This is a genomic window from Micromonospora sp. AMSO1212t (assembly GCF_008868145.1).
Taxonomy (GTDB): Bacteria; Actinomycetota; Actinomycetes; order Mycobacteriales; family Micromonosporaceae; genus Micromonospora; species Micromonospora tulbaghiae.
In genome coordinates this window covers 1-24,373 of record NZ_WBKS01000090.1, presented here as the reverse complement: position 1 = coordinate 24,373, position 24,373 = coordinate 1, and the positions used below count along the sequence as shown (strand labels likewise).

The following is a 24,373-nucleotide window of genomic DNA, read 5'->3' as shown; positions in this document are numbered from 1 at the left end:
ATGGAGACGTTTGGGCCGCTGGCGGAGCGGATCGTGGAGGCGTTGCTGGAGAGCCGGCCCGGGTTGGCCACCTCCGCCGGGGACCACCGGTACGACGACCGGCTGCCCGATCTCTCCGCCGACGCCCTCGCCGCCGACCAGGCGATGCTGAAGGACGCGGCCGACGCGCTCGCGGAGATCGACCCGGACGCGCTCGACCCGGCGGAGAGCGTCGACCACGCGCTGCTCTCCAGTCTCGTCGACCGGGGTCTGTTCGAGGCCACCGAGATCCGCAGCCACGAGTGGGATCCGCTGCGCCACAATCCGGGGCCGCTGCTGCACGCCCTGCTGGCCCGGCCCTTCGCCCCGGCCGAGGAGCGCCTGACCAGCCTGGCCGGGCGTCTGTCGGCCGTACCCGATGCGCTGTCGACGGCGCGCGCGACGCTGCGGGACATGCCGCGGGTCCACGCGGAGACGGCGGTCGGGCAGTTCACCGGCACGGCGGCGCTGATCCGCGACGAGGTGCCCGGGCTGCTGGCCGAGGCGCCGGCGCTGCGCGACCGGGTCGGCCCGGCGGCCACCGAGGCGATCGCCGCGCTGGAGGAGTTCGTGGCCTGGCTGCGGCAGGGCCTGGCCGCCGATGCCGGCCCGGGGCGTGACCCGCGGCTGGGCCGGCGGCGGTGGGAGGCGCGGCTGTGGCACACGCTCGACACCGAGCTGAGCGCCGCCGAGGTGCAGCGCCGCGCCTGGGCCAACCTCGACCGGGTCACCGAGGAGATCCGCGCGGCGTCGGTCGAGCTGGTCGGTGGTCCCGCCGACGACGAGACGGTACGCCGGGCGCTGGACCTGCTCGCCGCCGAGCACCCGGACGACGCCACGATCGTCGACCTCGCCTCGGTCACGCTGGACGAGGCGAGTGACTTCGTCCGCCACCACGACCTGGTCAGCATGGTCAGCGACCCGTGCGTGATCCAGGAGATGCCGGAGTTCGCGCGGGGCGTGGCGGTGGCGTACTGCGACTCGCCGGGTCCGCTGGAGACGGCCGACGTACCGACGTTCTACTGCATCTCGCCCACCCCGGCGGACTGGCCGGCGCAGCGGGTCGAGTCGTTCTACCGCGAGTACAACGACCACATGATCCGCAACCTGACCGTGCACGAGGCGATGCCCGGGCACTTCCTCCAGCTCGCACACGCCCGGCGCTACGACGGCCCGACGCGGGTACGCGCGCTCACCGAGTCGGGCGTGTTCGTCGAGGGCTGGGCGGTCTACGCCGAGGAGCTGATGGCCGGGCTCGGCTTCGGCGGGCTGCCGGTGCGGTTGCAGCAGCTCAAGATGCAGCTCCGGATGACCATCAACGCGCTGCTGGACCAGCTCGTGCACTGCGACGACCTGCCCGAGTCCGAGGCGATGGCGTTGATGACCGGGCGCGGCTTCCAGGAGGAGGGCGAGGCGGCCGGCAAGTGGCGACGGGCGTTGCTCACCTCGACCCAGCTCTCCACGTACTTCGTCGGCTACAGCGAGATGGCCGACATCGCCGCCGCCCGGCCGGACGGTGTGCCGCTGCGCGACTGGCACGACGCCATGCTGGCGCACGACTGCCCGCCGCCGCGCCACCTGCGGACGCTGCTGGGGGTGTGAGGGTCACCGCCGGGCGGCGACCGCGTCGATCAGCCAGCGCGACAGCGAGTACGCGGGCGGCAGCTCGGCGGGCAGCGCATCGGCTGGGAACCAGCGCGCCTCGGTCAGTTCGGTGCCGTCGGCAAGCGGTTCGGCGGCCGGGTCGGTCACCTCGGCGGTGAAACCGGCGAGCAGCGTGCCCGGCCCGGACAGCGCCCACGGCTGGCTGTCCACGTACACCGGTCGCCGGAGTGTCAGGCCGACCTCCTCGGCGACCTCGCGGTGCACCGCCGCCTCCAGCGACTCGCCCGCCTCGACGAACCCGGCGACGAGCGCCCACAACCCGGTCGGCCCCTGCGCGTGGCGGACCAGCAGCAGTTCGTCGGCGCCACCGGCCGGGCCGGGGCGGGTGATCGCGGTCAGCACCGCGACGGACAGCGGCACGAACACGGTCAGTGCGCAGTCCGGGCAGCGCCGCGCGGTCTCGCCCGGCACGTCGGCCAGCTCGGCCCGGCACGCGCCGCACCACCTGTGGGTACGCCGCCAGGTGACCACGGCGAGCGCCCGCCCGGCCAGGTCGGCGCGGGGTGCCGGTAGTTCGGCGGCGAGGCCGCGCCAGCTGCGCCACCGGCCGGGCAGCGACTCCGGGTCGGTCACCTCGGCCGCCCACGCCGGGATGCCGTCGAGCGTGCCGATCGGGGTCCAGGCGAGGTCGCCGGGCAGCGCGCCGATCCGCAGCGGCTGCTCGTCCGGGCCGGTCAGCAGCTTCCGGCCGGCCACCGGCAGCGCCAGGTCGTCGGGCCGCGGCGGCCGCCCGTGATCGGCCGCGGGCAGGAATCCGGTGCCCGGCGGGTGAGCGACAACGGCCCGAGTCCCGGCGCCGGACGAGGAACCGTCGGTGGCCCGACCTCCGGCACCGGATGCGGAACCGGCGGGCAGGGTCACGACGTGGACGGGCGGCGGTCCACCACGCCGGCGCCGTCCGGCACGGCGAACGCGGCGGCCTCGACGCTCTCGGTGTAGCGGCTCAGCGTCACCTCGGCGGGCTTGCCGTCGAGCGTGCCGGAGAAGCTGGCCAGCACGCCCTCGTTCGTCACGCAGGCGGTGAAGCGCTCCCCGTCGTGGGTGACGTCGACGCAGGTGGCGTGGCGACCGGCGAGCGTGGTGTCGCTCTGCTCGATGACCGCCTCCGGGGCCAGCGCAGCGTCGGTGAGCAGCCGGATCACCGCGGGCGGCGTGACCAGGCCCTGCTTGCGCGCCTCGTCGTAGACGATCACCGACGGCTTCCCGGCGGTGAGCACGGGCGGCGAGACGGTGCAGGAGGTACGGGCGGCGGTGCTGGCGCACCGGGTCACCGACTCCTGGGTCACCGTGATCTTGCCGCCGGGCCAGGTGTACGTGGACCGCAGCGGCTTCTTGGTCTGCGCGATCGAGGCGGTCCGGCCGCCGTCGATCTGGTAGTCGGCGGCCCAGGTCTGCTCCAGCGCCCGGTCCATCCGCGCGGCGAGGTCGTTGACCAGGTCGGCGCGACCGAGCGCGACGTTCGCGTCGTCCAGGGCCTGACAGCCGGTGACCGAGAGCGACGCGATGACCGAGGCGGCGAGCACGCGGAGAGTCGTCGAGGCGGCAGGCATGATGCCCAGCCTTGTCGATCGACGCAACGTCTCGCAAACCGGTTGCCGGTTGACGACCGGTAATCCGGGAATGTCCGTCTCAGCAAGCGCCTCGGGGGCCGCCCCGAGCGGGGTGCGGCAGGGCGGGGACCGATACGCTGCGTTCAACACCTGCCTCAGCCGCACCGTCGCGGCCCATACGGACCGGAACCACACAAACGAGGAGCGACTCAGTGGCAACCATCGAGGGAATCGTCGCCCGGGAGATCCTGGACTCGCGGGGCAACCCGACGGTCGAGGTCGAGGTCGGGCTCGACGACGGCACGATCGCCCGCGCCGCGGTGCCGTCCGGCGCCTCCACCGGCGCCTTCGAGGCGGTCGAGCTGCGCGACGGTGACAAGGATCGCTACCTGGGCAAGGGTGTCGAGAAGGCGGTCGCCAACATCGAGGACCGGATCGTCGACCAGCTCATCGGCTACGAGGCCAGCGAGCAGCGGCTGATCGACCAGAAGATGCTCGACATCGACGGCTCGGACAACAAGGGCGAGCTGGGCGCGAACGCCATCCTCGGTGTCTCCCTGGCCGTGGCCAAGGCCGCCGCGGGCAGCGCCGAGCTGAGCCTGTTCCGCTACCTGGGCGGCCCGAACGCGCACCTGCTCCCGGTGCCGATGATGAACATCCTCAACGGTGGCGCGCACGCCGACTCGAACGTCGACATCCAGGAGTTCATGATCGCGCCGATCGGCGCGCCGACGTTCCGGGACGCGCTGCGCTCGGGCGCCGAGGTCTACCACGCGCTGAAGTCGGTGCTGAAGAAGAAGGACCTGTCGACCGGCCTGGGCGACGAGGGCGGCTTCGCCCCGAACCTGCCCACCAACGCCGCCGCGCTCGACCTGATCGCCGAGGCGGTGGAGAAGGCCGGCTACCGGCTGGGCACCGACATCGTCTTCGCGCTCGACGTGGCCGCCACCGAGTTCTTCGACAACGGCACCTACACGTTCGAGGGCAGCGCCAAGAGCGCCGAGGAGATGAGCAACTACTACACCAAGCTCGCCGGCGACTACCCGATCGTGTCGATCGAGGACCCGCTGGCCGAGGACGACTGGAGTGGCTGGGCCACCCTCACCGCCGCGCTCGGCGACCGCATCCAGATCGTCGGCGACGACCTGTTCGTGACCAACCCGCAGCGCATCGCCCGGGGCATCGCCGAGCAGGCCGCCAACGCGGTGCTGGTGAAGGTCAACCAGATCGGCTCGCTCACCGAGACGCTCGACGCCGTCGACCTGGCCCACCGGGCCGGATTCAAGTGCATGATGAGCCACCGCTCCGGCGAGACCGAGGACACCACCATCGCCGACCTGGCCGTCGCCACCGGCTGCGGGCAGATCAAGACCGGCGCTCCGGCCCGCTCGGACCGGGTGGCCAAGTACAACCAGCTCCTGCGGATCGAGGAGGAGCTGGCCGACGCGGCGCGGTACGCCGGAGCGGGCGCCTTCCCGCGCTACCGTTCGGCCTGAGCGAGACGCTCCGGGGGAGGGGTGTGACGATGCAGCAGCGCCGCACACCGGGTGGCCAGCGGCCCGCCCGCCGGCCGGGTCAGCCCGGCCGGGCGGGCGGCGCCCGGGTCCGGTCCACGGCACGCGACAACGGCGTCCGCGCGGAGGCGCGCGCCGCCGGCCGGTCACCCGGCGCGTCTCGTGCCACCGACGGCGTACGCTCCGCGAGCCGCCCCGCCGCGGCCCGGCGTACCGCCGCCGGTGGCCCGGTCAAGCGGCTCACCGCACCCCAACCCCGGCGCTTCACCGGGCGCGCCACAGTGCTGTTCGCGGTGCTGATCGCGCTCGCGCTGGCGTACACCTATCCGGTCCGGGTCTACCTGGACCAGCAGGCCGACATCGAGCGGATGGAGGCGGCGCAGGCCGCCCAGCGGGCCGAGATCGACCGGCTCACCGCCGAGGCGGCCAAGTGGCAGGATCCGGAGTACGTCAAGACGCAGGCCCGGGAGCGGTTCTTCATGGGCAAGCCGGGCGAGACGCTGCTCGTGGTGCTCTCCGACCCGGAGGGCGCCGCGAAGGACGCCGGCAAGGGCGCGAAGCCGGGGGCGCCGAAGCTGCCCGAGCCCTGGTACGACACCCTGTGGGGGAGCGTGCGGGCGGCCAACGCCGAGCGCCCCGACAAGTGAGCTTTGATTCGAGAGGCACTTCCTTGAGCGTCGTACCACCGCAGGAGCCGGCGGCGGACTCCGTACCCCCGCCGGAACGCCAGCCGGCCACCGAGGCCGACCTGGCCGCGGTGGCCGCGCAGCTCGGACGCCCCCCTCGCGGTACCCGCGCGGTGGCCCACAGGTGTCCCTGCGGCCTGCCCGACGTGGTGGAGACGACGCCCCGGCTGGCCGACGGCACGCCGTTCCCGACGCTGTTCTACCTGACCTGCCCGCGCGCCACGGCGGCGTGCAGCCGGCTGGAGTCGGCCGGGCTGATGAAGGAGATGGCCGAGCGGCTCGCCGAGGATCCGGAGCTGGCGGCGCGGTACCGGGCGGCGCACGAGGACTACCTGACCCGCCGGGAGGCGATCGGGGAGGTGCCGGAGATCGCCGGTATCTCGGCCGGTGGCATGCCGGGGCGGGTGAAGTGCCTGCACGTGCACCTCGGGCACGCGCTCGCGGCCGGGCCGGGGGTCAACCCGTTCGGTGACGAGACGCTGGCGCTGGTGGAGAAGTGGTGGGCGGCCGGCCCCTGCGTGGACGTGCCCGCGGTCCAGTGAGATGAGCGCCGACGAGATCACGGTCCGCCGGGCCCGCACCACCGACGTACGCGGCATTCGGCGACTGGTGGACACCTACACCGACGACCGTCGGCTGCTCAGCAAGGCGACTGTGACGCTGTACGAGGACGTGCAGGAGTTCCGCGTCGCGGTGACGTCGGACGGCGCCGTGGTCGGTTGCGGCGCGCTGCACGTCATGTGGGAGGACCTGGCCGAGATCCGGACGGTGGCGGTCGACCCGTCCTGCCGGGGCCACCGGATCGGGCACCGGATCGTCGGTGAGCTGATCGACGCGGCGCGGGAGCTGGGCATCGCCCGGATCTTCGTGCTGACGTTCGAGACCGGCTTCTTCGGCTCGTTCGGCTTCCGCGAGATCGACGGCGCACCCGTCCCGCAGCCCGTCTACGAGCAGCTCCTGCGCTCGTACGACGAGGGTGTGGCCGAGTTCCTGGACCTGGAGCGCGTCAAGCCCAACACCCTGGGCAACACCCGCATGCTGCTGCGCCTCTGACCGTGCGCGGGCTGCCGTAGGGTGGGCGCCGTGAGTGCGCGCGTGGCAGCCATCGACTGCGGGACCAACTCGATCCGACTGCTGATCGCCGACCTGCCGGAAGCGTCGGCCGGGGACTCGGCGCCGCTGCGCGACGTCAGCCGGAGGATGGAGATCGTCCGGCTGGGGCAGGGCGTCGACCAGACCGGCATGCTCGCCCCGGAGGCGATCGAGCGGACCCGGGTGGCGCTTGCCGACTACGCAGCCGAGATCGAGAAGTCCGGCGTCGAGCGGGTACGCATGTGCGCCACCTCGGCCTCCCGCGACGCCTCCAACGCCGCCGACTTCCGCGCCATGGTCGAGCGCACGCTCGGCGTACCGCCCGAGGTGGTGACCGGCGACGAGGAGGCACGGCTGTCGTTCACCGGCGCGGTGCGCGGCCTGCCCGCCGACGCCGAACCGCCGTACCTCGTGGTCGACATCGGTGGCGGCTCGACCGAGTTCGTCGTCGGCACCCGCGCCGAGGGTGTGCGCGGCGCGATCTCGGTGGACATCGGCTGCGTCCGGATGACCGAACGGCACCTGCACGGCGACCCGCCGAGCCCGGCGCAGATCGCCGCCGCCGAGGCGGACATCGCCGCGGCCGTCGACCGCGCGCTCGCCGCCGTGCCCGGCCGCGAGGCCGCCACGCTGGTCGGGCTCGCCGGTTCGGTCACCACTGTGGTCGCCCTGGCCGAAGGGCTCCGGGAGTACGACCCCAGCCGCATCCACCACGCCCGGATCTCGTACGAGCAGGTGGCCGAGGTGACCGCCGACCTGCTCGGCAAGAGCAGCGAGCAGCGGCTGGCGTACCCGGTGATGCACCCGGGGCGGGCCGACGTGATCGGCGCGGGCGCGCTGGTGCTGCGAGTGATCATGGAGCGGGCCGGTATGCCCTCGGTGGTCGCGTCCGAGCACGACATCCTCGACGGCATCGCCTGGAGCCTCGCCTAGCCCCTCTGGCTGCGTTTCCCGGCGGTGATCAAGGAGTTTGTGTCCGGTCGGGGCGCCCGTGAGGACGCCAACCCCTTGGTCGACGAGGAGGGCGGGGCGCTAGTCCGTCGCCAGGTCGGCCGCCGCCGGCTTGCTGCGCGCCAAACCGAATCCGGCCGACCTGTTCGACCGTTTCATCGGGTGGACCGCTCGCCTGCTGGTGCTGTGTCGTTGACGGTAGTGCGCATTGCGCACTAGTGTGTTGAGCGTGGATACCACGCAGCTCCTCAAGGGCGTGCTCGACCTGGCGGTGCTCGCCGTGCTCAAGGACGAGGACGGGTACGGCTACGACATCCTGCGGCGGCTGCGCGAGGCCGGCCTCACCGAGGTCGGCGACGCCTCGGTCTACGGCACGCTGCGCCGGCTGTTCGCCGCAGGTCTGCTCACCACGTACGTGGTGCCGAGCGAGTCCGGGCCGCACCGCAAGTACTACTCGCTGAACACCGCCGGGCGCGACCAGCTCACCCGCTCCGGCAAGACCTGGCGCTCGTTCGCCACCACCATGGACGCACTGCTCGACGATCGGGGGATGGCGGCATGACCGTCACTGGGCAGGAGATCACGGACTACGTCGACCGGGTACGCGCGGCGCTCGCCGACCTGCCGCCCGGGGTCCGCGACGAGCTGACCGAGGACCTGCCGGAACACCTCGCCGAGGTGGCCGCCGAGGGCGAGGGCGCGCTCGTGGACCGGCTGGGCACCCCCGAGGCGTACGCGGCCGAGCTGCGTGCCGCCGCCGGTGCCGGGGAGGGGCGGCGACCGGCGCGCTTCCACCGGCTGGCCGAGGCGCGGGAGCAGGCGGCCACTCAGATCCGCCTGCTGGACCGCCAGCTCGGCCCGGTGCTCGGGCACGAGACGGTGAGCGACTTCCTGCGTCCGCTGCGCCCCGCCTGGTGGCTGGTCCGCGGCTGGCTGGCCGCCCTGGTCGTGGCCTGGATGGTGGACGGCCGGTCCGGCCTGGTGCCCCGGCTGGGCGGCAACACCTCCATGGGTCTGCTGCTGCTCATCGGCGCGCTCGTCGCGTCCATGTGGTGGGGGCGGCGCTCGGCCGGGATCATCGGGTGGCGGCGACAACTGCACCAGATCGCCACCGCCGCGCTGCTGCTGTTCTCCTTCGCCGTGCTGGTTCAGGTGGACGAGCGCGCCGACACCGACGTCTACAACGGGTACGAGCAGACGTCTGTGGACCACCGGTACGAACGGATCGAGGACGTCTTCGTCTACGACCAGCAGGGGCGGCTGATCCGCGACGCGCAGCTGTTCGACCAGAACGGCGTGCCGATCCGGCTCGGCTGGCCGAACTGCCTCGACTCGTCCGGCGCGGTGCCCGCACCCCGCAACGCCTACCCGTACTGCCCGGAGCTGGCACCGTTCGGCGCACCGGGCTCGCCGTCGATCGCCCCGCCCGCACCCGCGCCCACGGACAGCGGCACCCCGACCCCGACCCCGACGGCCGCCGCGCCCGCGCCCACCACCAGCGCTTCCCCGGAACCCACGTCAACGCGTTAGAGCACGCTCGACCCCGCGAGATCTTGGTAGGAAACGGCCCTCACAGGGGCCGGAATCCTCCAAGATCTCGCGCGGCCGCGCTACGGGACGTCCGGCGGTCGTCTGTGAGGTCGACAGGAGGTGAATGCCACTGTTGTTCCGTCTTCCCCGGGCCGGTGACCGCGTGGCACGCTACCGGCACGTAGCAGCCAACTGGGCGACCAGCCAATGATGACTGACCGCTAGGAGGACGGGCCCATGGGCGAGATGGTGAGCTTCACCGGCAACGGGGGGACGAGCGAGGGGTATCTCGCGATACCCTCCGGCGGTGCGGCCAGCCCGGCGGTCATCGTCATCCAGGACTGGTGGGGACTGGTGCCCCACGTCCGGGCCGTGGTCGACCGCTTCGCCGAGGCCGGCTTCGTCGCCCTCGCGCCGGACTTCCGGCACGGCGGGCCGGCCGTGAAGCCGACCGAGCCGCGGCTGATGCTGAACAGCTCCCAGATGGACGAGGCGGCGAGCGACATCGCGGCTGCCGCCGAATACCTGGCTAGCCGGTCGGAGGTCACCGGCAAGGTGGGCTGTGCCGGGTTCTGCGCGGGCGCCAGCCTGGCCCTGTGGTCCGGCACGTCCTCCGAGCGCATCGTGGCCACCGCCGGGTTCTACCCGCGCCTGCCCTGGGAGGGCATGGCCACCGACTGGGCCGACTATGCGGGGAAGGCGGCGCTCATCCACTGCTCCGAGGCCGACGGCCTGTCCGCCGCCGACGGGGTGCAGAGCGTACGCCGGTCCATCGAGTCCGCCGGCGGCACCTGCCAGACGTTCGACTACCCGGGCACCGCGCACGCGTTCTTCAACGAGGACCGGCCGGAGCACTTCGACCAGCGGGCCGCCGCCACCGCCTGGGCCCGCACGCTGGAACTGTTCCGGGCGAAGCTTGGCTGAGTCGCGTACCCCGCAGGACGTGGTCGCCCGCGCGGCGCGGGCGGCCGACCTGGCCGACCTCGACGGCGCGGTCAGCGACTGTTTCGCCTGCCCGCGCCTGGTGGCGTGGCGGGAGGAGGTCGCCCGGGTCAAGCGCGCCGCGTTCCGCGACCAGGACTACTGGGGACGGCCGGTGCCCGGCCTCGGTCCGCAGGACGCGCGCATCGCGATCCTCGGCCTGGCGCCGGCGGCGCACGGCGGCAACCGCACCGGCCGGATCTTCACCGGCGACCGGTCCGGTGACGTGCTCTTCGCGGCGCTGCACCGAGCCGGGCTGGCCAACCAGCCGACGAGCGTCTCCGCCGACGACGGCCTGACGCTGCGTGACACCCGCATCTTCGCGGCCGTGCGCTGCGCGCCGCCGGACAACAAACCCACCCCGGCGGAGCGGGACACCTGCGCGCCGTGGCTGCACCGCGAGGTCGAGTTGATCCGACCCACGCTGCGCGTCGTGGTCGCGCTGGGTGCGTTCGCGTGGGCCGCGTGGTGGCCGGTGCTACGCCAGGTGTACGGGCAGCGACCGCCCACTCCGCGACCGGCGTTCGGTCATGGGGCACACTGGTCCGGCGAGTCGGTGCCGGCGTTGCTGGGCTGCTATCACGTCAGCCAGCAGAACACCTTCACCGGACGGCTCACACCGGCGATGCTGGACGACGTGTTCACCCGGGCGAAGGACCTGGCCGGGGTGGACTGAGGAGCACCTGGGACGGTGGGATGGATTTCGGCGTACTGCGCAGGTGGTGGCCGGTCGCCGCGGTGACCGTGCTGCTCGCGCTCGCCGCGTTCGCCGCCGGTCACTCCGCCATCGGGGCCAGCCGGATCCCGCCCGCCGCCGACACCATCCCGTACGTGCCGGAGTACCCGTCGCCCGAGGCGGTGCCGTCGTACCCGGTCGAACCCCGCGACGTCGGTGAGTCCACGTCGGGCGGTGTGCCCGACTGGCTGGCCACCGCCGCCGTGGCGTTGCTGTTCGCGGCGGTGCTGGGCGCGATCGGGTACGTCCTGTGGAACGTGCTCCGGGGCGCGCTGCGGCGTACGACTCGCGCGGTGCCGGTGCGGCGCTCCCGGCGTACCGCCGAGGGGACCGCCCGCGAGGTGGTGGCCGCGCTCGACGCCGGACTCGTCGAACTGGACGACCGCTCGACCGACCCGCGGACCGCTGTGATCGCCTGCTGGGTACGCCTGGAGGAGGCCGCCGAGGACGCGGGCGTACCCCGGCAGACCGGTGACACCCCGACCGACCTGGTCGCCCGGCTGCTGCAGGGCGACCCGGAGGCCGGCATCCCGGCGATCGCCAGCGCCGACGTGCTCGACGGTTTCGCGCACGTCTACCGGGAGGCCCGCTACGCCACGCACACAGTCGACGAGCGCACCCGGGACCAGGCCCGCGACGCGCTACGGCGGCTGCGCGGCGAGCTGACCAGCCTGGCGGGGGAGACGCCGTGAGCACGAGCATCGACGACCTGCTCTCGTTCGGCGAGGAGCCGGCCGGGGAGGCCGAGCGTCCGTCCGGTGGTGGCCGGGCTCGCGCGCTGCTGCGTACCGCGGCGGTCACCGCCGCCGTCGTCGTGGTGGTGTTGGTCGGGCTGCGCGCGGTCGGCCTGAAGGTGCCGATCTGGATCATCGTGGCGGGGGTGGTCGCCGTGCTCGCCGTACGCCGGGTCACCACCGCTCTCTCGCCCCCGCCGCCGCCCCGCGCCGGTGCCCGGGCGCCCGCAGGTGAGGAGCCGGGCACCTGGAACTGGTCCGCCCGGGACGCGCTGCGTACCGCGATCAACGGTTGGGAACGGCCGCTGGACTGGTCCGCCGACAACCGGGAGCGGTTCACCGAGCGCATCCTGCCCCGCCTCGGTGAGCTGGCCGACGAACGGCTGCGCCAGCATCACGGCGTCACCCGTGAGTCCGACCCGGCCCGCGCCCGGGCGGTGCTCGGCGAGCCACTGTGGACGTTCCTCGCCACCCCCGTCCGCCGCCCTCCGTCGCCGCGCGACCTCGCGGCGATCGTCGCCGAACTGGAGAAGATCTGATGAACGACGTGGACCGGAGCATGCCCCCCGCCGAGGTGGGCCGGCTCGCCCGGGCCGTCCTGGACGCGGTCGGCACCGTCGTGGTCGGCAAGCGCGACGCGCTGGAGCTGGTGCTGGCCGGCATCCTCGCCGGTGGTCACGTGCTGCTGGAGGATCTGCCCGGTCTGGGCAAGACGCTCACCGCGCGCTGCTTCGCGCAGGCGCTCGGGCTGGACTTCCGGCGGCTCCAGTTCACGCCGGACCTGCTGCCCGCCGACGTGACCGGCTCGTTCCTCTACGACCAGAGCAGCGGCGACTTCGCCTTCCGGGCCGGGCCGGTGTTCACCAACCTGCTGCTCGCCGACGAGATCAACCGGACGCCGCCGAAGACGCAGTCGGCGCTGCTGGAGGCGATGCAGGAGAAGCAGGTCTCGGTGGAGGGCGTGACCTACCGGCTGGACGAGCCGTTCCACGTGCTCGCCACCGCCAACCCCATCGAGTACGAGGGCACGTACCCGCTGCCGGAGGCGCAGCTCGACCGGTTCCTGCTGCGGGTGTCGTTCGGCTACCCCACCCACGACGAGGAGTGGGACGTGCTGCGCCGCCGGATCGCCCGCCGCCGCGAGGAGGCGGAGATCAAGCCGGTGGTGGACGCCGCCACCCTGCGCGCCATGCAGGCCGCGCTGGAGGACGTGGTGGTGGAGGACTCGGTCGGCCGGTACATCGTGGCGCTGACCTCGGCCACCCGGGAACATCCGTCGGTGCTCGTCGGCGCGTCCCCGCGCGGCTCGCTGGCGCTGCTGCTGCTGTCCCGGGTACGGGCGGTGCTCGCCAACCGCGACTACGTCGTTCCGGAGGACGTCAAGGAGGTGGCGGCGCCCGCGCTGGCGCACCGGATCACGCTGCGGCCGGAGATGTGGCTGCGCCGCGTCGACCCGTCGTTCGTGGTCGGCGAGGTGCTGGAGTCCACGCCCGCCCCGGCCAGCGGCGCGCTGCCCAGCTACGCCGCCGGACGCTGATGGACCGGGCCGACGCGGCGAGCGGCTGGGCGCCCACCTGGGCGCTCGGCCGGGCCGTGCTGCTCACCGGTGTGCTGCTCGTCGCCGCCGTCCTGCTCGGCCGCATCGACCTGGTGGTGCTCGCGACGCCGTTCGCGCTCGGGACCGCGTACGCGCTGCGCCGCCGCCCCGCCGCGCTGCCCGAGCTCGAACTCGCTGTCGGGGACACCCACCTGGTCGAGGGCGCGCCGCTGGCCGCCACCGTCGCGGTGGCCAACCCCGATCTGGTCGGGTACGACCTGACGGTGGTCCGGACCCGGATGTCGCGCTGGCTGCGGGTGGAGCAGGTCGGCTTCGGCGGCGCCGGGCTGGACGTGAGCCGCTCCGGCGGCGCGGACCGCCCGTTCGTCACCTCCGTACCCCGGGGCAGCGCCGTCGACCTGGAGCTGACCGGCACCGCCCTGCGGTGGGGACGGCACCCGATCGGCCCGGCCGGGGTCCGCGTCGCCGCCGCCGACGGGCTGCTGGTCTCCCGCGCGGTGATCACCGAGCCGATCCGGGCCCGGGTCTATCCGCGTACCGAGCCGTTCGACGCGGTCGAGGCGATGCCCCGGGCCGCCGGGCTGGTCGGCGCGCACCGCTCGCGGCGGCCGGGCGAGGGCGGCGAGCTGGCCGGCGTACGCGTCTTCGCACCCGGCGACCGGCTGCGACGGATCGACTGGCGGGTGTCGCTGCGGGCCCGTCAACTGCACGTCGCCGCGACGCTCTCGGACCGGGACGCCGAGGTGGTGGTGCTGCTGGACGTGCTCGCCGAGGCGGGCCGCTCCGGCGGCGTGAACGGGACCGCGTCGGTGCTGGACACCACGGTCCGGGCCGCCGCCGCGATCGCCGAGCACTACCTGCACCGCGGCGACCGGGTGTCGATGCTGGAATACGGACCGGCCGCCCGCCGGCTGCGTCCGGCCACCGGGCGGCGGCAGTACCTGACCGTGCTGGAGTGGCTGCTCGACGTGCAGGCCGAGTCGTCCCCGCACGAGCCGTACGACCAGGTCTTCGGTCCGCAGGTGCTCTCCTCCGACGCGCTCGTGGTGGTGCTCACCCCGCTGCTCGACGAGCGGTCCGCGCAGATGCTGGCCCGGCTGGCCCGTGGCGGGCGCTTCGTGGTGGCGGTGGACACGCTGCCGGGCGAGCTGCCGATGCCGAAGGAACGGGGCTGGGCCGAGGTCGCGTACCGGCTGTGGCGGCTGGACCGGGACACGATGATCGGCCAGCTCCGCGAGCACGGGGTGCCGGTGGTGCGCTGGGCCGGCGCCGGCAGCCTCGACGAGGTGCTGCGCGACGTGTCCCGGCTGGCGACCGCCCCGAAGGCGGGGTTGCGGTGAGCGCGAGGAACGAAAGGGCAGCCCGGTGAATGCGGTCGTGGAGCGGGTGCGGGCGCTGCGGTACGCCGCCGCCCGGGTCAGCCCGCTGCCGCTGCTCGTACGCGGCGGCATCTTCCTCGTCGTGCTGGCGGGCTTCCTGCTCGCGTACCCGGTGCAGGCCCTGACCGCACGCTCGCTGCTGGCCCTGACGGTGGCCGCGGTGCTGCCGGCGGTCGGGCCGCGCCGGATCTGGCCGACGTTCACCGCGCTCGTGACTGTCGGCGGCTGGCTGCTGGCCACGCTCGGCTTCGACCGGCCGCCGGCGCTGTGGCGGCTGCTCGCCGTGGCGACGCTGCTCTACCTGGCGCACTCGCTCTGCGCGCTCGCCGCCCTGCTGCCCTACGACGGGCTGATCGACCCGGACGTGGTGCTGCGGTGGCTGGGCCGCGCGGGCGGCGTGGTGCTCGGCAGTGCCGTGCTCGGCGTGGTGCTGGCGTGGCTCGGGGGAGTGGGCGGTACGGACGGCTCACAGGTCGCGACAGTCGTGGGACTGCTGGTGGCGGTGGGGCTGAGCGCGCTGCTGGGCTGGCTGCTCCGGCGCAGGTGACGCGACGCTTCGGGGACGTTGCGCAGGTCACACGGGTTGTGCTCCGTCACAGAAGGGGGTCTCGCGCGGGATTACCCGAAGCACCCGGGGAAAGATAGATGACGTGAACCCGAAGCGGATCCTTGTCGTGGGTGCCGGTCACGTGGGCCTGTACGCCGCTCTGCGCCTGTCCAAGAAGCTGAGCAGGCGTGAGGCCGAGGTCATCGTCGTCGACCCGCAGCCGCACATGACGTACCAGCCGTTCCTCCCGGAGGCATCGGCGGGCAACATCTCCCCTCGGCACGCTGTGGTGCCGCTGCGGCGGGAGTTGCGTAAGTGCACCGTGGTGGCGGGCACCGTCACCCGGATCGACCACGACCGCATGACCGCCGTGGTGCAGCCGATCAGCGGCCCGGCCCGGGAGATCCGGTACGACCACGTGGTCGTCGCCCCCGGCTCGGTCTCCCGCACCCTGCCGATCCCCGGCCTGCACGAGAACGGCATCGGGTTCAAGACCATCGGCGAGGCCATCTTCCTGCGCAACCACGTGCTGGACCGGCTCGACGTGGCGGCCTCCACCACCGACCCGGCGGTCCGCAGCCGCGCGCTGACGTTCGTCTTCGTGGGCGGCGGCTACGCGGGCATCGAGGCGCTCGCCGAGATGGAGGACATGGCCCGTGACGCGCTGCGCTACTACCCGGAGCTGAAGCCGGAGGACATGCGCTGGGTGCTCGTCGAGGCGACCCAGCGGGTGCTGCCCGAGGTCGACCGGGACATGGGCGCCTACACGGTGCAGCAGCTGATGAAGCGGGACATGGACATCCGCCTTGACACCCGGCTGGAGTCCTGCGTCGACGGTGTGGTGAAGCTCTCCGACGGCGACAGCTTCCCGTCCGACACCATCGTCTGGACCGCCGGTGTGAAGCCGTCGCCGATGCTCGACGCGACGGACTTCCCGCGTGACGAGCGTCGCCGGGTCACCTGCCGGCCGACGCTGCAGATCGTGGACGGCGACCGGGTGGTCGAGGGCGCGTGGAGCGCCGGCGACTGCGCCGCCGTGCCGGACCTCACCAAGGAGCCGGGCAACTTCTGCTCCCCGAGCGCCCAGCACGCGGTGCGGCAGGCGGCGCGGATGGCCGACAACATCGCGAACGTGATCCGTGGGCGCGAGCCGGTCGACTACAAGCACAAGCACGCCGGCAGCGTGGCGAGCCTCGGCCTGCACAAGGGCGTGGCGCAGGTCTACGGCATCAAGATGACCGGCTGGCCGGCCTGGTTCATGCACCGGACGTACCACATGTCGCGGATCCCCTCGTTCAACCGCAAGGTGCGCGTGGTGGTCGACTGGACGCTGGCGTTCTTCCTCAAGCGTGAGGTGGTCGCGCTGGGCCAGCTGCACGACCCGCGCGAGGAGTTCGCCGAGGCGTCCGCCCCGCCGGTCGCCGCGCGCGTCTGACGCCTTTCGCGAAAGGGCCCTTCCCGTACGGGAAGGGCCCTTTCGCCGTGTCCGGGCTCCGAACCGCTGCCCGGCCTCAGAACCGCCAGGTCCAGGCGTCGGCGAGCCGCACCCCCGGCCGCCCGTAGAGCTGCTCCAGGGTCCGGCGCAGCATCTCCGCGTGTGGCGTGTCGTCGGTCACCGCGACGCACGACGCGTGCCAGAACTCGACGTCCCGGGCGGCCTGGCGGCGTTGCCGGTCACCGACCGCCGGCGCCACGCCGCGGCGGGCCACGTCGGCGAGCAGGGCCGAGGTGGGCCGCTGCCAGGTGCCCATGGTGGCCGAGCCGTCCGGGCCGTACGGGCCGATGAAGAAGCCCTCCGGCATGGCGAAGGCGACACCGGTGGCGGTGGCCCAGCGCATCGGCCAGGGATCCTGCGGGGTGGCGGTGGGCACCGGCACCAGCACCCCGCCGGGGCGTACGCACTGCCGCCAGTGGCCGCCGGTGACGAACTCGGGCAGCGGCGGCCGGTCCATCGTGGGCAGCGGGGTGGGGAAGACGCTGAGCAGCGCCGCGCCGACCGCGAACGGGACGACCCGGCGGGCCCGGCCGGACTCGCCGAGCGCCCGGTGCACGGCGAGCGTGAGCACGGAGCCGGCGAGCGGCAGCACCGCCAGCGCGAAACGCGTCGGCAGCGCGCCGTCCACCACCGGCAGCCCGGCCAGCAGCGCGTACGGGCCGGGGATCCCGGTCCGCTCACCACCGGCCACCACCTCCGGGCCGAGCGCGAGCGCGGCCATCGCCAGCGCGGCGGCCACGAGCGCCACCACCGGGGCGCGACGGCCCAGCCAGACCGCGCAGCCCACGGCGACCAGCAGCAGCGGCCAGCCCAGGAACGTGGTGAACTCGGCCGGGCCGGTGGTGAGCCGCACCGCCTCCGGGCTGCCGAACACCGACAGCGCGGAGAGGCGGGTCCAGGCGACCAGGTCGGCGGAGAAGTAGGCGGGCGGGAACATCCCGTCGGCGACGCCCTGCGGGCCGGCGAACTGCACCCACAGCGGGTACGCCAGCACCGGCAGCGCCAGCCCGGCGGCGGCGAGCAGCCCACCGGCGAAGCCGGAACCGGCCCGGCGCAGCAGGTCCCGGTCGGCCAGCCCGTACGCGACAGCGGTCACCGCCAGGGTGAGCGCGGCGAGGAAGAGCACCTCCTCGCCGACGAACACCTGCACGGTGACGACCCCGGCGAGTCCGACCGCGGAGGAGGCCGTCCGGCGGCGGTCCGGGCCGTCCGGGCGACCGGCCGGATCGGCGGCGCGCAGCAGCCGGACCACGAGCCAGACCAGCACCGGGACCAGCCACTGCGCGGTCATGTGCAGGTGGCCGTTGCTCTGCGAGACCATGCCCGGCCCGAAGCCGCAGAGCGCCGAGCCCAGCCCGGCCGCGAGCCGGCGGGCCCGCAGGACGCGGGTGAACAGCAGGTACCAGGCGAGCGCCGTACCGGCCATGTTCGCGGCGACGAGCAGAGCGAACGTCGCGGACGCCCCGAACGCCAGCGTGACCGGGGCGAACAGCACGCCGAGCGCGACGACCGATGTGTTCGCCATCAGGTTGACCCCGTCCGGCGAGTTCAGCCGGCCGGTGACCAGGCTCAGCTCACCGCGCAGGGCACGAGCGTCCAGCGCCAGGAACCACTCGTACAGCGTCTGGTCGGCCGGGTTGAGCGCGAGCACCCGTGTGCCGGGCGCCGGCCAGAGGCCGTGGGTGAGCCAGGCGGCGAGCGCGACGAACGCCACCCCGACGAGCAGGTCCGCGCGGTGCCGCCGGAGGGCGGCCGTCACCCGCCGCGTGACCGCCGCCGGGCGGACCGCCCGGGCGTGATCGGGCCCGGGTGCCGTGCGGGCGGCGCTGGTCACGGCCTCGACCATAACGGCCGCACCCGTCGGGGTACGCCGCGTCGCGGCCGAGCCGCTACGGTGAGATCTGCACCGCCGCGTGTCGACGCGCCGGTGTCACCCGCCCGGGTGGTGGAACGGCAGACACGGCCGCCTTAAAAGCGGCTGCCGCAAGGCGTGCGGGTTCGACCCCCGCCCCGGGCACACGACAGCTCCCTGCCACGCTCACGAGCGGTTCGTCGCGGCCCGCCGCATGACCGGCTCGGGTCAGCGGCGGGCCGGCAACGGGCTCACCGCAGGCGAGGCGGGTCCTCATCCCTGGTCTTCCCCGGCCGGGTCGTTCCCTGCCGGGTCGGCCGGGACGTCGTCGCGCCAGACCAGCACCGCCGTTCTGTCGTCGTGCGATCCCTGCCGCCGGTAGCGCAGAGTTTCGCCGACGCCGAACGGCAGATGTGGTACCTGCCACTGCCCGCCCAGCCACTCCCGGAGCGTGCCGGAGTGGCGCAGGTCGTTTGCCAGCCCGTCGGTGCCGAGGACTACCACGGCGGCCGGGAGCAGCTCGGCCACCTCGATGTCCTCCTCTGCCTGGTAGGGCATCGACGCCGTCACCAGGTTGAGCGGGCCGGTTTCGGCCGGGAAGGCCTCGGTGAAGACGCCGGCCCGGAGAGTGAACGCGGACACGTCACCGATCCGGGCGACGACGCAGCCACGCTCCGAGAACACCGCGACCGCGCCGACGCAACCCGCCGTCCTGGGGTCGATGCCGTACGCCTCCCGGACCTTCTGTTCCATTCGTTCGCTCGCCCGGACGAGTAGGCGAGTCGCGTCCGCCTCGGTCGGCTCGTCGGCCTCGGCTCCGGCCGCCGCGATCAGCACCGACTCGACGAACAGGTGCGCGCCCAGCTGCGAGTACGGCTTGGAGCCCAGACCGTCGGCGACGGCCACGTACAGCCGGCCGGACTCGCCGAGCATGAAGTTGTAGGCGTCCTGCCGCGGTTGCCCGGACTGGAGGTGACCCACGCCGATCATCGACGCGCCGGCCACCTGGTAGTCGCCGGCCACGATCCCGTCCAGGGCGATCGCGGGTGGGCGCAGGGTGAGGCCGGCCTTGAGCTGACCGTGCTGCACGCCGGCGACCCGCCCGATCACCGGGGCCGCCGACGGCAGGTCGGCGGGCCTCGGCTCCTCCTCCGGGAGGGGCGCCGGCTGTACCGGAACCGGTTGTTCCGGTGCCGAGGGTGGCTCGGACGGGGTGAGGTCCGGCTCGGCCGGTGCCTCGCCTCCGCCCCACAGGCGGGCGAACGGGAGGGGCATGCCGGCCTCAGATCGTCAGGGCCGGGAGCGGCGTGAAGTGGTCGCTCGGCGCCTCCAGGTACAGCCCTTCCTGCTTGGCCGGGTCGGCGAGGCTCGCCGAGGTGGTCCGGATGCTGCCGATCAGCGCGTTCATGATCTCGCGGACCTGGCTGACCGGGTCGGCGTCCTTGGCCATGAAGGCGAATCGGGTGGCGATCTTCCGGAGCTCCTCCTGGTGCGCGTCGGCGAGACCGAAGGCGACCACCTCGGGCGCGAACTTCCATCCCGGGTCCCGCAGGCTCTTGAGCGCGTCGGTCCAGTCTTCGGCGGCCTGGTGCGCCCCGTCACTCATGAAGAACACCACTGGCCGGTAGACCGGCGTGCCCTTGGGCAGGGAGCGCATACCGGCCTCGATCGCCTGCCGGGCGCCACGGAAACCGGCTGCGAAATTGGTGCCGCCCTCGACCAGCAGCTCGGGCAGCGGAGCTTCGGCGATGTCGCAGAGGGGGAGGGCGACCCGGCTCTCGTCCGAGAACGTCACCACGGCGATGCGGGCGATCTCGCCGACCGTCGGGTTGGACCGCATCTCGTGCTGGATCTCCGGCAGGGCCTTGTTCACCGCCTCGATCGGACCGCCCGACATCGAGGCGCTGACGTCGACCAGCAGGAAGACCGGGAAGATGGTGAAGAGTTCACTCGATGACATGTTGGTTCTCCCTTTCTGTGGGTGTGATGTTCAGGCGGCCAGGCCGACCAGCCACGACAGGAGAGCGAAGCCGCTCAGACCGAGGCCGAGACAGCTGCTGATGATGGCGGCGGTGCGGCCGGGGTAACCGGAGTAGGTCCGGATGGACTGGGCCAGAACGAGAGCACAGACGATCCCGCCGACCGGCCACAGGCAGAACGACAGCAGGGCCAGCGGCAGGTACCAGGCGACCCCGCCGCCCATCGCCCAACGCGCCATCGCCCCTGGGGCCTTGCCGGACCCCGGCGCGAAGTGCGGCTGGAACACGTACTGAGGCGGCGGGTACTGCGGAAGCGGCGGCTGCGGTACGGGCGGCCGCTGATACACCGGCGCCGGTCGATGTGGCGGGGGCGGAGGCGGAGGCCGATGGTGCGGTTGCGGTCGGGGTGGCGGGTACTGCTGATGCGGCGGCGGCTGATGCCGCGTCCCGGACGGCGGCCACTGAGGGCCGGGCGGCGGTAGCGGCGTGAAGGTCACCGGCGTGACGACCGGCTGGGGTTTCGGCGCGTTCAGCGCCTTGTCGAAGCGGGCCAACGCCGTCTCGTCGTACTTGCCGGCGGCTACGTAGACCTCGATCAGGGTCTTGACCCACTCGGCCGGCTCCGGCCGCTTGCTCGCGTCCAGCGGATCGGTCAGCCCGCGTCGCATCAGCGCAGCCACACGCGGGTCGAGGTCCGACGGGATCTGGCCCGGCGCGGACCAGGTGCCGTCCTTCTGCTTGCCGAGCGCGCCACCCTTGATCAGCAGCAGCCCGCGGTAGAACGCCAGCGCCAGGCAGTACCAGTCGCTGTAGTGGTCGTGCGCCGGCACGACCTTGTCGACCACCCGCGGGTCGGTCCAGTAGACGGCCTGCACCCCCACCTTCGGCGGCGGGTCCTGCGGCATCATGCCGTCGCAGTCGATCAGGTACGCCTCCGGCGTCGGGTCCACCGTCCAGGCGACGTTCTTGGCGTTGATGTCGCCGTGCACCAGCCCTTTGCTGTGCACGAACGCGAGGATCTCAGCCATTCGGAGCAGGACGATCAACCGTTTGGTGGCGGGCGGTGGTTGCGACCGGATCATGACCAGGAAGTCGAGCGTGTTGACGGTGCCGAGCGTCGGGTGGAAGTAGCGCTGTGGAATGGCCGGCAGCACGCATCCGATGATCTGGCGGTTGGGCAGGCGGACGATGTCGACCGGCCAGTTGACAGACGACTCCGGCCGAGCCCCGATCTCCAGCCCTTGCTGGATCAACACGTCCCGGCCGATCTCGACGAGCTGCTCCAGGTGCACGGCCGACGGGGCCTTGTCCGGGGAGTGGTACTCCTTGTAGACCCACCGTGGGTCGGTGAGACGGTAGATGGCCCCGACACCGCCCTTGCTGATCGGGCCGCCGACCACCGTGTACGTCCCGTGATCACCGTGGGCGATCCGCCGGGCGGGAGGGGTGGTCATGAACTGCCCAGTCCGGAGAGGCTGTCGATGGTGCCGTCGACCCGTCCCGAGTTGCCGCAGCGTGGGCAGTTGAAGACTTCCCAGCTGTGGTCGTGGCAGCCGAGCTCACGGCACCGCCCGCAGCGGACGAAATTGTCCGCCCCGCAGTACACGCAGCCCGGATAAGCCGCGCCGAGGCTGAACGACCCGTTGATCGAGCCGTTGCCGTGCTGCGGCGGCACGACACTGCCGGGCCGTTGCTTCGAACCGGCTGTCGCCACGTAGCACTCGCCGTCCCACCGGAACCGGATCACCGCGGGCAGGCGCGTCGAGCTGCACACCATGCTGACGAAGAGAGCATCGTCCGTCATCGGCCTGAGTCCTTCCCTGTACGCATCCATCGGTCTCTGACGGACAGGGCTTCCCGGCCGTCGGATGTCCGTCGGCGGCGGGGATCGGAACTCTCAGCTTTCCCACAGCTAGCCGTAGCACGGGCGATTGCGGCCACGTCTACCCTGGAGTAGCACGTCTACGTGCGATCGACCCCCTGAGGGAGGCCTGAGAAGTGAAGACCTCGAACCCGGTGCTCGCCCGGCTCGGCCAGGCGGCAGAGCGTGAGCGGGCGGCCGGGTACGCCCAGCCCGGGCCGTACGGTCAGCCCGGATACCCCCAGCAGTACCCGCAGCAGCAGTACCCCCAGCAGCCCTACGCCCAGCCCTACCCGGGCGGCTACGGCCAGCCGGTGGCCCCGCCCACCGTGACCCCGATGACCCTCGACGACGTGGTCGTCAAGACGGTCCTCATGCTCGCCATCCTCGGCGCTTCGGCCGCGGCGGCCTGGGTGCTCGTGCCGGACTCCCTGGTCGGCGTCGCGTGGATCGGCGCCGCGGTCGTCGGCCTGGTGCTCGGTCTGATCATCTCGTTCTCGCGGATGGCCAACCCGGCGCTCGTCGTGGCGTACTCGATCATCGAGGGCGTCTTCGTCGGCATGGTCAGCAAGGCGTTCGAGTCGCTCTACGACGGCATCGTGCTCCAGGCGGTCGTGGCCACGTTCGGCGTCTTCTTCCTGATGGCGATGATCTACAAGGCGCGGATCATCCGGGCCACGCCGAAGTTCGCCCGGATCATGGTGGCGATCATGGCCGGCCTGTTCGGCGTGATGCTGGTCAACCTGGTGCTGTCGCTGTTCGGCGTGAACACGCACCTGCGTGACGGCAGCCCGCTCGCGATCGGCTTCAGCCTGGTCTGCATCGTGGTGGCGTCGCTGAGCTTCGTGCTCAACTTCGCCGACATCGAGGAGGGGGTCCGGATGGGCCTCCCGCAGCGCTACTCCTGGACGGCCGCCTTCGGCATCGTGGTCGGCCTGGTCTGGCTCTACATCGAGATCCTGCGCCTGCTCAGCTACTTCCAGGGCGACGACTGACATCACGCCCTCCCCGACGACGCCCGCCTGCCGCATCCGCGGCGGCGGGCGTCGCCGTTTCCCCGTCCCTGCCGCGCCACCCGGGGCAGAGTGGGATTCGGGTACGTGGGCGGGAGGTGGTCACGGTGCGCAGTGCCAACCCGGTGCTGGACCGGCTGGACGACGTCGGCCGCGCCGAGCGGCAGGTGCTCGGGGTCGGTACCGCCGACACGATGACGGTGGCCGACGTGGTCAGCCGAACCGTGGGGTTGCTGCTGGTCACCGGCGTCACGGCGGCGGTGTCCTGGGTGGTGGTGCCGCAGGCCGCGTGGATCTCCGCCGCGCTCGCCGGAAGCGCGCTGGCCAGCCTGGCCCTGGTGCTCGTCATCTCGCTGAAGCAGATCACCAGCCCGCCGGTCATCATCGGGTACGCGGTGCTTCAAGGGCTGCTGCTCGGGGTGGCCAGCCGCGCCTTCGAACTGGTCTATCCGGGCATCGTGGCGCAGGCGGTGGTGGGGACGTTCGGCGTCTTCCTCGGCATGGCAGTGCTCTACCGGGCCCGGCTGGTACGCGCCACTCCGCGCCTGGCCCGGCTGGTCATCGGCACGCTCGTCGGGATCGTGGCGATCGGCCTGGTCAACCTGTTCGCGTACCTGTTCACCGGGCGGCAGGGGGTGGTCGTCTACAGCCTCAGCGACCGGGTGGGCTGGCTGCCGTACCTGTTCTCGGTGGTGGCGATCATCGCGGGCGCGCTCAGCTTCATCCTCGACTTCGACCTGGTCGAGCGGTCGGCCGCGAACCGGCTGCCCCGCCGCTACGCCTGGTACTGCGCCTTCGGTCTGCTGGTCGGGTTGATCTTCCTGTACTGGCAGATCCTCCGCCTGCTCAGCTACGTGCGCCGCTGACAGTTCCGGCTGGCCACGCCGCGGCCCGGGGCAGCCGTAGACTCGGCGGCGATGAGCGCAGCGGAACTGGACCGGGCCGTGACCCTGCTGGTCCGACAGGTGGGGCACTGGCAGCAGCCGCGCTGGTCGGCCAAGGCCGACGGCGGCAACGTCTCCCGCGCCGACCTCATGCACAAGCTGGTCCAGGAGATCGCCAACCTGGCCGCCGACGCGGCCGGTGAGCCGCGCCGCGAGGTGCCCCGCCTCCCCAGCGACCTGGCCCTGCCCGATCAGCTCCGCGTGGTCGCCGCCGACCTGATCCTCGCCGACCCGCCCGGGCCGGTGCTCACCGAGGCCACCGCTCAGGTGACCCGAACCCGCACCGCC

26 protein-coding genes and 1 tRNA gene are annotated in these 24,373 nt (G+C 72.9%); 20 read left to right on the top strand and 7 right to left on the bottom strand.

The window, feature by feature from the left end; all coding sequences use genetic code 11:
- Positions 1-1,620, top strand: a 1,620-nt coding sequence (locus F8279_RS20850; RefSeq protein WP_151500815.1) for a DUF885 domain-containing protein, incomplete at its 5' end; no start/stop codon positions are given.
- A gap of 3 nt (positions 1,621-1,623) precedes the next feature.
- On the opposite strand, the gene F8279_RS20845 is transcribed toward F8279_RS20850, so the two are convergent.
- Both F8279_RS20845 and F8279_RS20840 read right to left on the bottom strand, forming a co-directional pair.
- Positions 1,624-2,379: an NAD(+) diphosphatase gene (locus tag F8279_RS20845; RefSeq protein WP_225853347.1), complete on the bottom strand. Its 756-nt coding sequence runs from the start codon at positions 2,377-2,379 to the stop codon at positions 1,624-1,626.
- Positions 2,380-2,540: 161 nt separating this feature from the next.
- Positions 2,541-3,233: a hypothetical protein gene (locus tag F8279_RS20840; RefSeq protein WP_091415833.1), complete on the bottom strand. Its 693-nt coding sequence runs from the start codon at positions 3,231-3,233 to the stop codon at positions 2,541-2,543.
- Between the two features lie 212 nt (positions 3,234-3,445).
- Here F8279_RS20840 and eno point away from each other — a divergent pair, with 212 nt between their 5' ends.
- From eno to F8279_RS20765, 15 genes are all read left to right on the top strand, one after another.
- On the top strand, positions 3,446-4,729 hold the full coding sequence (gene eno / locus F8279_RS20835; RefSeq protein WP_091415836.1) for a phosphopyruvate hydratase: 1,284 nt from the start codon (positions 3,446-3,448) through the stop codon (positions 4,727-4,729).
- Positions 4,730-4,758: 29 nt separating this feature from the next.
- The gene (locus F8279_RS20830) at positions 4,759-5,394 is read left to right on the top strand and encodes a septum formation initiator family protein (RefSeq protein ID WP_151500814.1); all 636 of its coding nucleotides are present in this window, start codon (positions 4,759-4,761) and stop codon (positions 5,392-5,394) included.
- A gap of 23 nt (positions 5,395-5,417) precedes the next feature.
- The gene (locus tag F8279_RS20825) at positions 5,418-5,975 is read left to right on the top strand and encodes a DUF501 domain-containing protein (RefSeq protein WP_013284095.1); all 558 of its coding nucleotides are present in this window, start codon (positions 5,418-5,420) and stop codon (positions 5,973-5,975) included.
- 1 nt (position 5,976) lies between these two features.
- A complete protein-coding gene (locus tag F8279_RS20820; RefSeq protein WP_091415839.1) occupies positions 5,977-6,486 on the top strand; it encodes an amino-acid N-acetyltransferase in 510 nt (169 codons plus the stop codon).
- A gap of 42 nt (positions 6,487-6,528) precedes the next feature.
- Positions 6,529-7,458 (top strand): Ppx/GppA phosphatase family protein, encoded by a 930-nt coding sequence (locus F8279_RS20815; protein ID WP_091415841.1) that lies wholly within the window; start codon positions 6,529-6,531, stop codon positions 7,456-7,458.
- A 247-nt stretch (positions 7,459-7,705) separates the two neighbouring features.
- Positions 7,706-8,038, top strand: coding sequence for a PadR family transcriptional regulator (locus tag F8279_RS20810; protein WP_041798804.1), 333 nt, complete (start codon positions 7,706-7,708; stop codon positions 8,036-8,038).
- Entirely contained in the window at positions 8,035-9,006 is a 972-nt protein-coding gene (locus F8279_RS20805; protein ID WP_151500813.1) for a hypothetical protein, read from the top strand. The genes F8279_RS20810 and F8279_RS20805 overlap by 4 nt, the downstream gene beginning before the upstream one ends.
- 237 nt (positions 9,007-9,243) lie before the next feature.
- Positions 9,244-9,930 carry a dienelactone hydrolase family protein gene (locus tag F8279_RS20800; RefSeq protein WP_151500812.1) on the top strand — a complete coding sequence of 229 codons (687 nt, stop codon included), beginning with the start codon at positions 9,244-9,246 and terminating at the stop codon, positions 9,928-9,930.
- Between the two features lie 19 nt (positions 9,931-9,949).
- Positions 9,950-10,663 (top strand): uracil-DNA glycosylase, encoded by a 714-nt coding sequence (locus F8279_RS20795; protein WP_091415851.1) that lies wholly within the window; start codon positions 9,950-9,952, stop codon positions 10,661-10,663.
- A 20-nt stretch (positions 10,664-10,683) separates the two neighbouring features.
- Positions 10,684-11,415, top strand: coding sequence for a DUF4129 domain-containing protein (locus F8279_RS20790; protein WP_091415854.1), 732 nt, complete (start codon positions 10,684-10,686; stop codon positions 11,413-11,415).
- Positions 11,412-11,996 (top strand): hypothetical protein, encoded by a 585-nt coding sequence (locus tag F8279_RS20785; RefSeq protein WP_151500811.1) that lies wholly within the window; start codon positions 11,412-11,414, stop codon positions 11,994-11,996. Before F8279_RS20790 ends, F8279_RS20785 begins: the two co-directional genes overlap by 4 nt.
- Positions 11,996-12,994 (top strand): MoxR family ATPase, encoded by a 999-nt coding sequence (locus tag F8279_RS20780; protein WP_091415860.1) that lies wholly within the window; start codon positions 11,996-11,998, stop codon positions 12,992-12,994. Before F8279_RS20785 ends, F8279_RS20780 begins: the two co-directional genes overlap by 1 nt.
- Entirely contained in the window at positions 12,994-14,355 is a 1,362-nt protein-coding gene (locus F8279_RS20775) for a DUF58 domain-containing protein (RefSeq protein ID WP_151500810.1), read from the top strand. The genes F8279_RS20780 and F8279_RS20775 overlap by 1 nt, the downstream gene beginning before the upstream one ends.
- 25 nt (positions 14,356-14,380) lie before the next feature.
- A complete protein-coding gene (locus F8279_RS20770; protein ID WP_151500809.1) occupies positions 14,381-14,941 on the top strand; it encodes a hypothetical protein in 561 nt (186 codons plus the stop codon).
- 103 nt (positions 14,942-15,044) lie between these two features.
- Positions 15,045-16,376 (top strand): NAD(P)/FAD-dependent oxidoreductase, encoded by a 1,332-nt coding sequence (locus tag F8279_RS20765; RefSeq protein WP_047891391.1) that lies wholly within the window; start codon positions 15,045-15,047, stop codon positions 16,374-16,376.
- 76 nt (positions 16,377-16,452) lie between these two features.
- Here F8279_RS20765 and F8279_RS20760 read toward each other — a convergent pair whose 3' ends face one another.
- Positions 16,453-18,282, bottom strand: coding sequence for a hypothetical protein (locus F8279_RS20760; RefSeq protein WP_151500808.1), 1,830 nt, complete (start codon positions 18,280-18,282; stop codon positions 16,453-16,455).
- A 90-nt stretch (positions 18,283-18,372) separates the two neighbouring features.
- Between F8279_RS20760 and F8279_RS20755 the strand changes: the two genes are divergently transcribed.
- Positions 18,373-18,453 (top strand) — tRNA-Leu (locus F8279_RS20755).
- Positions 18,454-18,561: 108 nt separating this feature from the next.
- On the opposite strand, the gene F8279_RS20750 is transcribed toward F8279_RS20755, so the two are convergent.
- From F8279_RS20750 to F8279_RS20735, 4 genes are read right to left on the bottom strand one after another with little or no spacing between them, the layout of a single operon-like run.
- Complete coding sequence (locus F8279_RS20750; RefSeq protein WP_151500807.1) at positions 18,562-19,563, bottom strand: protein phosphatase 2C domain-containing protein; 1,002 nt, start codon at positions 19,561-19,563, stop codon at positions 18,562-18,564.
- A gap of 7 nt (positions 19,564-19,570) precedes the next feature.
- On the bottom strand, positions 19,571-20,248 hold the full coding sequence (locus tag F8279_RS20745; protein WP_091415876.1) for a VWA domain-containing protein: 678 nt from the start codon (positions 20,246-20,248) through the stop codon (positions 19,571-19,573).
- Positions 20,249-20,278: 30 nt separating this feature from the next.
- Positions 20,279-21,721 (bottom strand): phosphotransferase, encoded by a 1,443-nt coding sequence (locus tag F8279_RS20740; protein ID WP_091415880.1) that lies wholly within the window; start codon positions 21,719-21,721, stop codon positions 20,279-20,281.
- Positions 21,718-22,071: a hypothetical protein gene (locus F8279_RS20735; RefSeq protein WP_139135430.1), complete on the bottom strand. Its 354-nt coding sequence runs from the start codon at positions 22,069-22,071 to the stop codon at positions 21,718-21,720. Before F8279_RS20735 ends, F8279_RS20740 begins: the two co-directional genes overlap by 4 nt.
- 194 nt (positions 22,072-22,265) lie before the next feature.
- Between F8279_RS20735 and F8279_RS20730 the strand changes: the two genes are divergently transcribed.
- The 3 genes from F8279_RS20730 to F8279_RS20720 all read left to right on the top strand — a co-directional run.
- Entirely contained in the window at positions 22,266-23,123 is an 858-nt protein-coding gene (locus F8279_RS20730) for a Bax inhibitor-1/YccA family protein (RefSeq protein ID WP_091415887.1), read from the top strand.
- A gap of 125 nt (positions 23,124-23,248) precedes the next feature.
- Positions 23,249-24,007 carry a Bax inhibitor-1/YccA family protein gene (locus tag F8279_RS20725; protein ID WP_091416254.1) on the top strand — a complete coding sequence of 253 codons (759 nt, stop codon included), beginning with the start codon at positions 23,249-23,251 and terminating at the stop codon, positions 24,005-24,007.
- A 51-nt stretch (positions 24,008-24,058) separates the two neighbouring features.
- Positions 24,059-24,373, top strand: a 315-nt coding sequence (locus F8279_RS20720) for a hypothetical protein (protein ID WP_151500806.1), incomplete at its 3' end; no start/stop codon positions are given.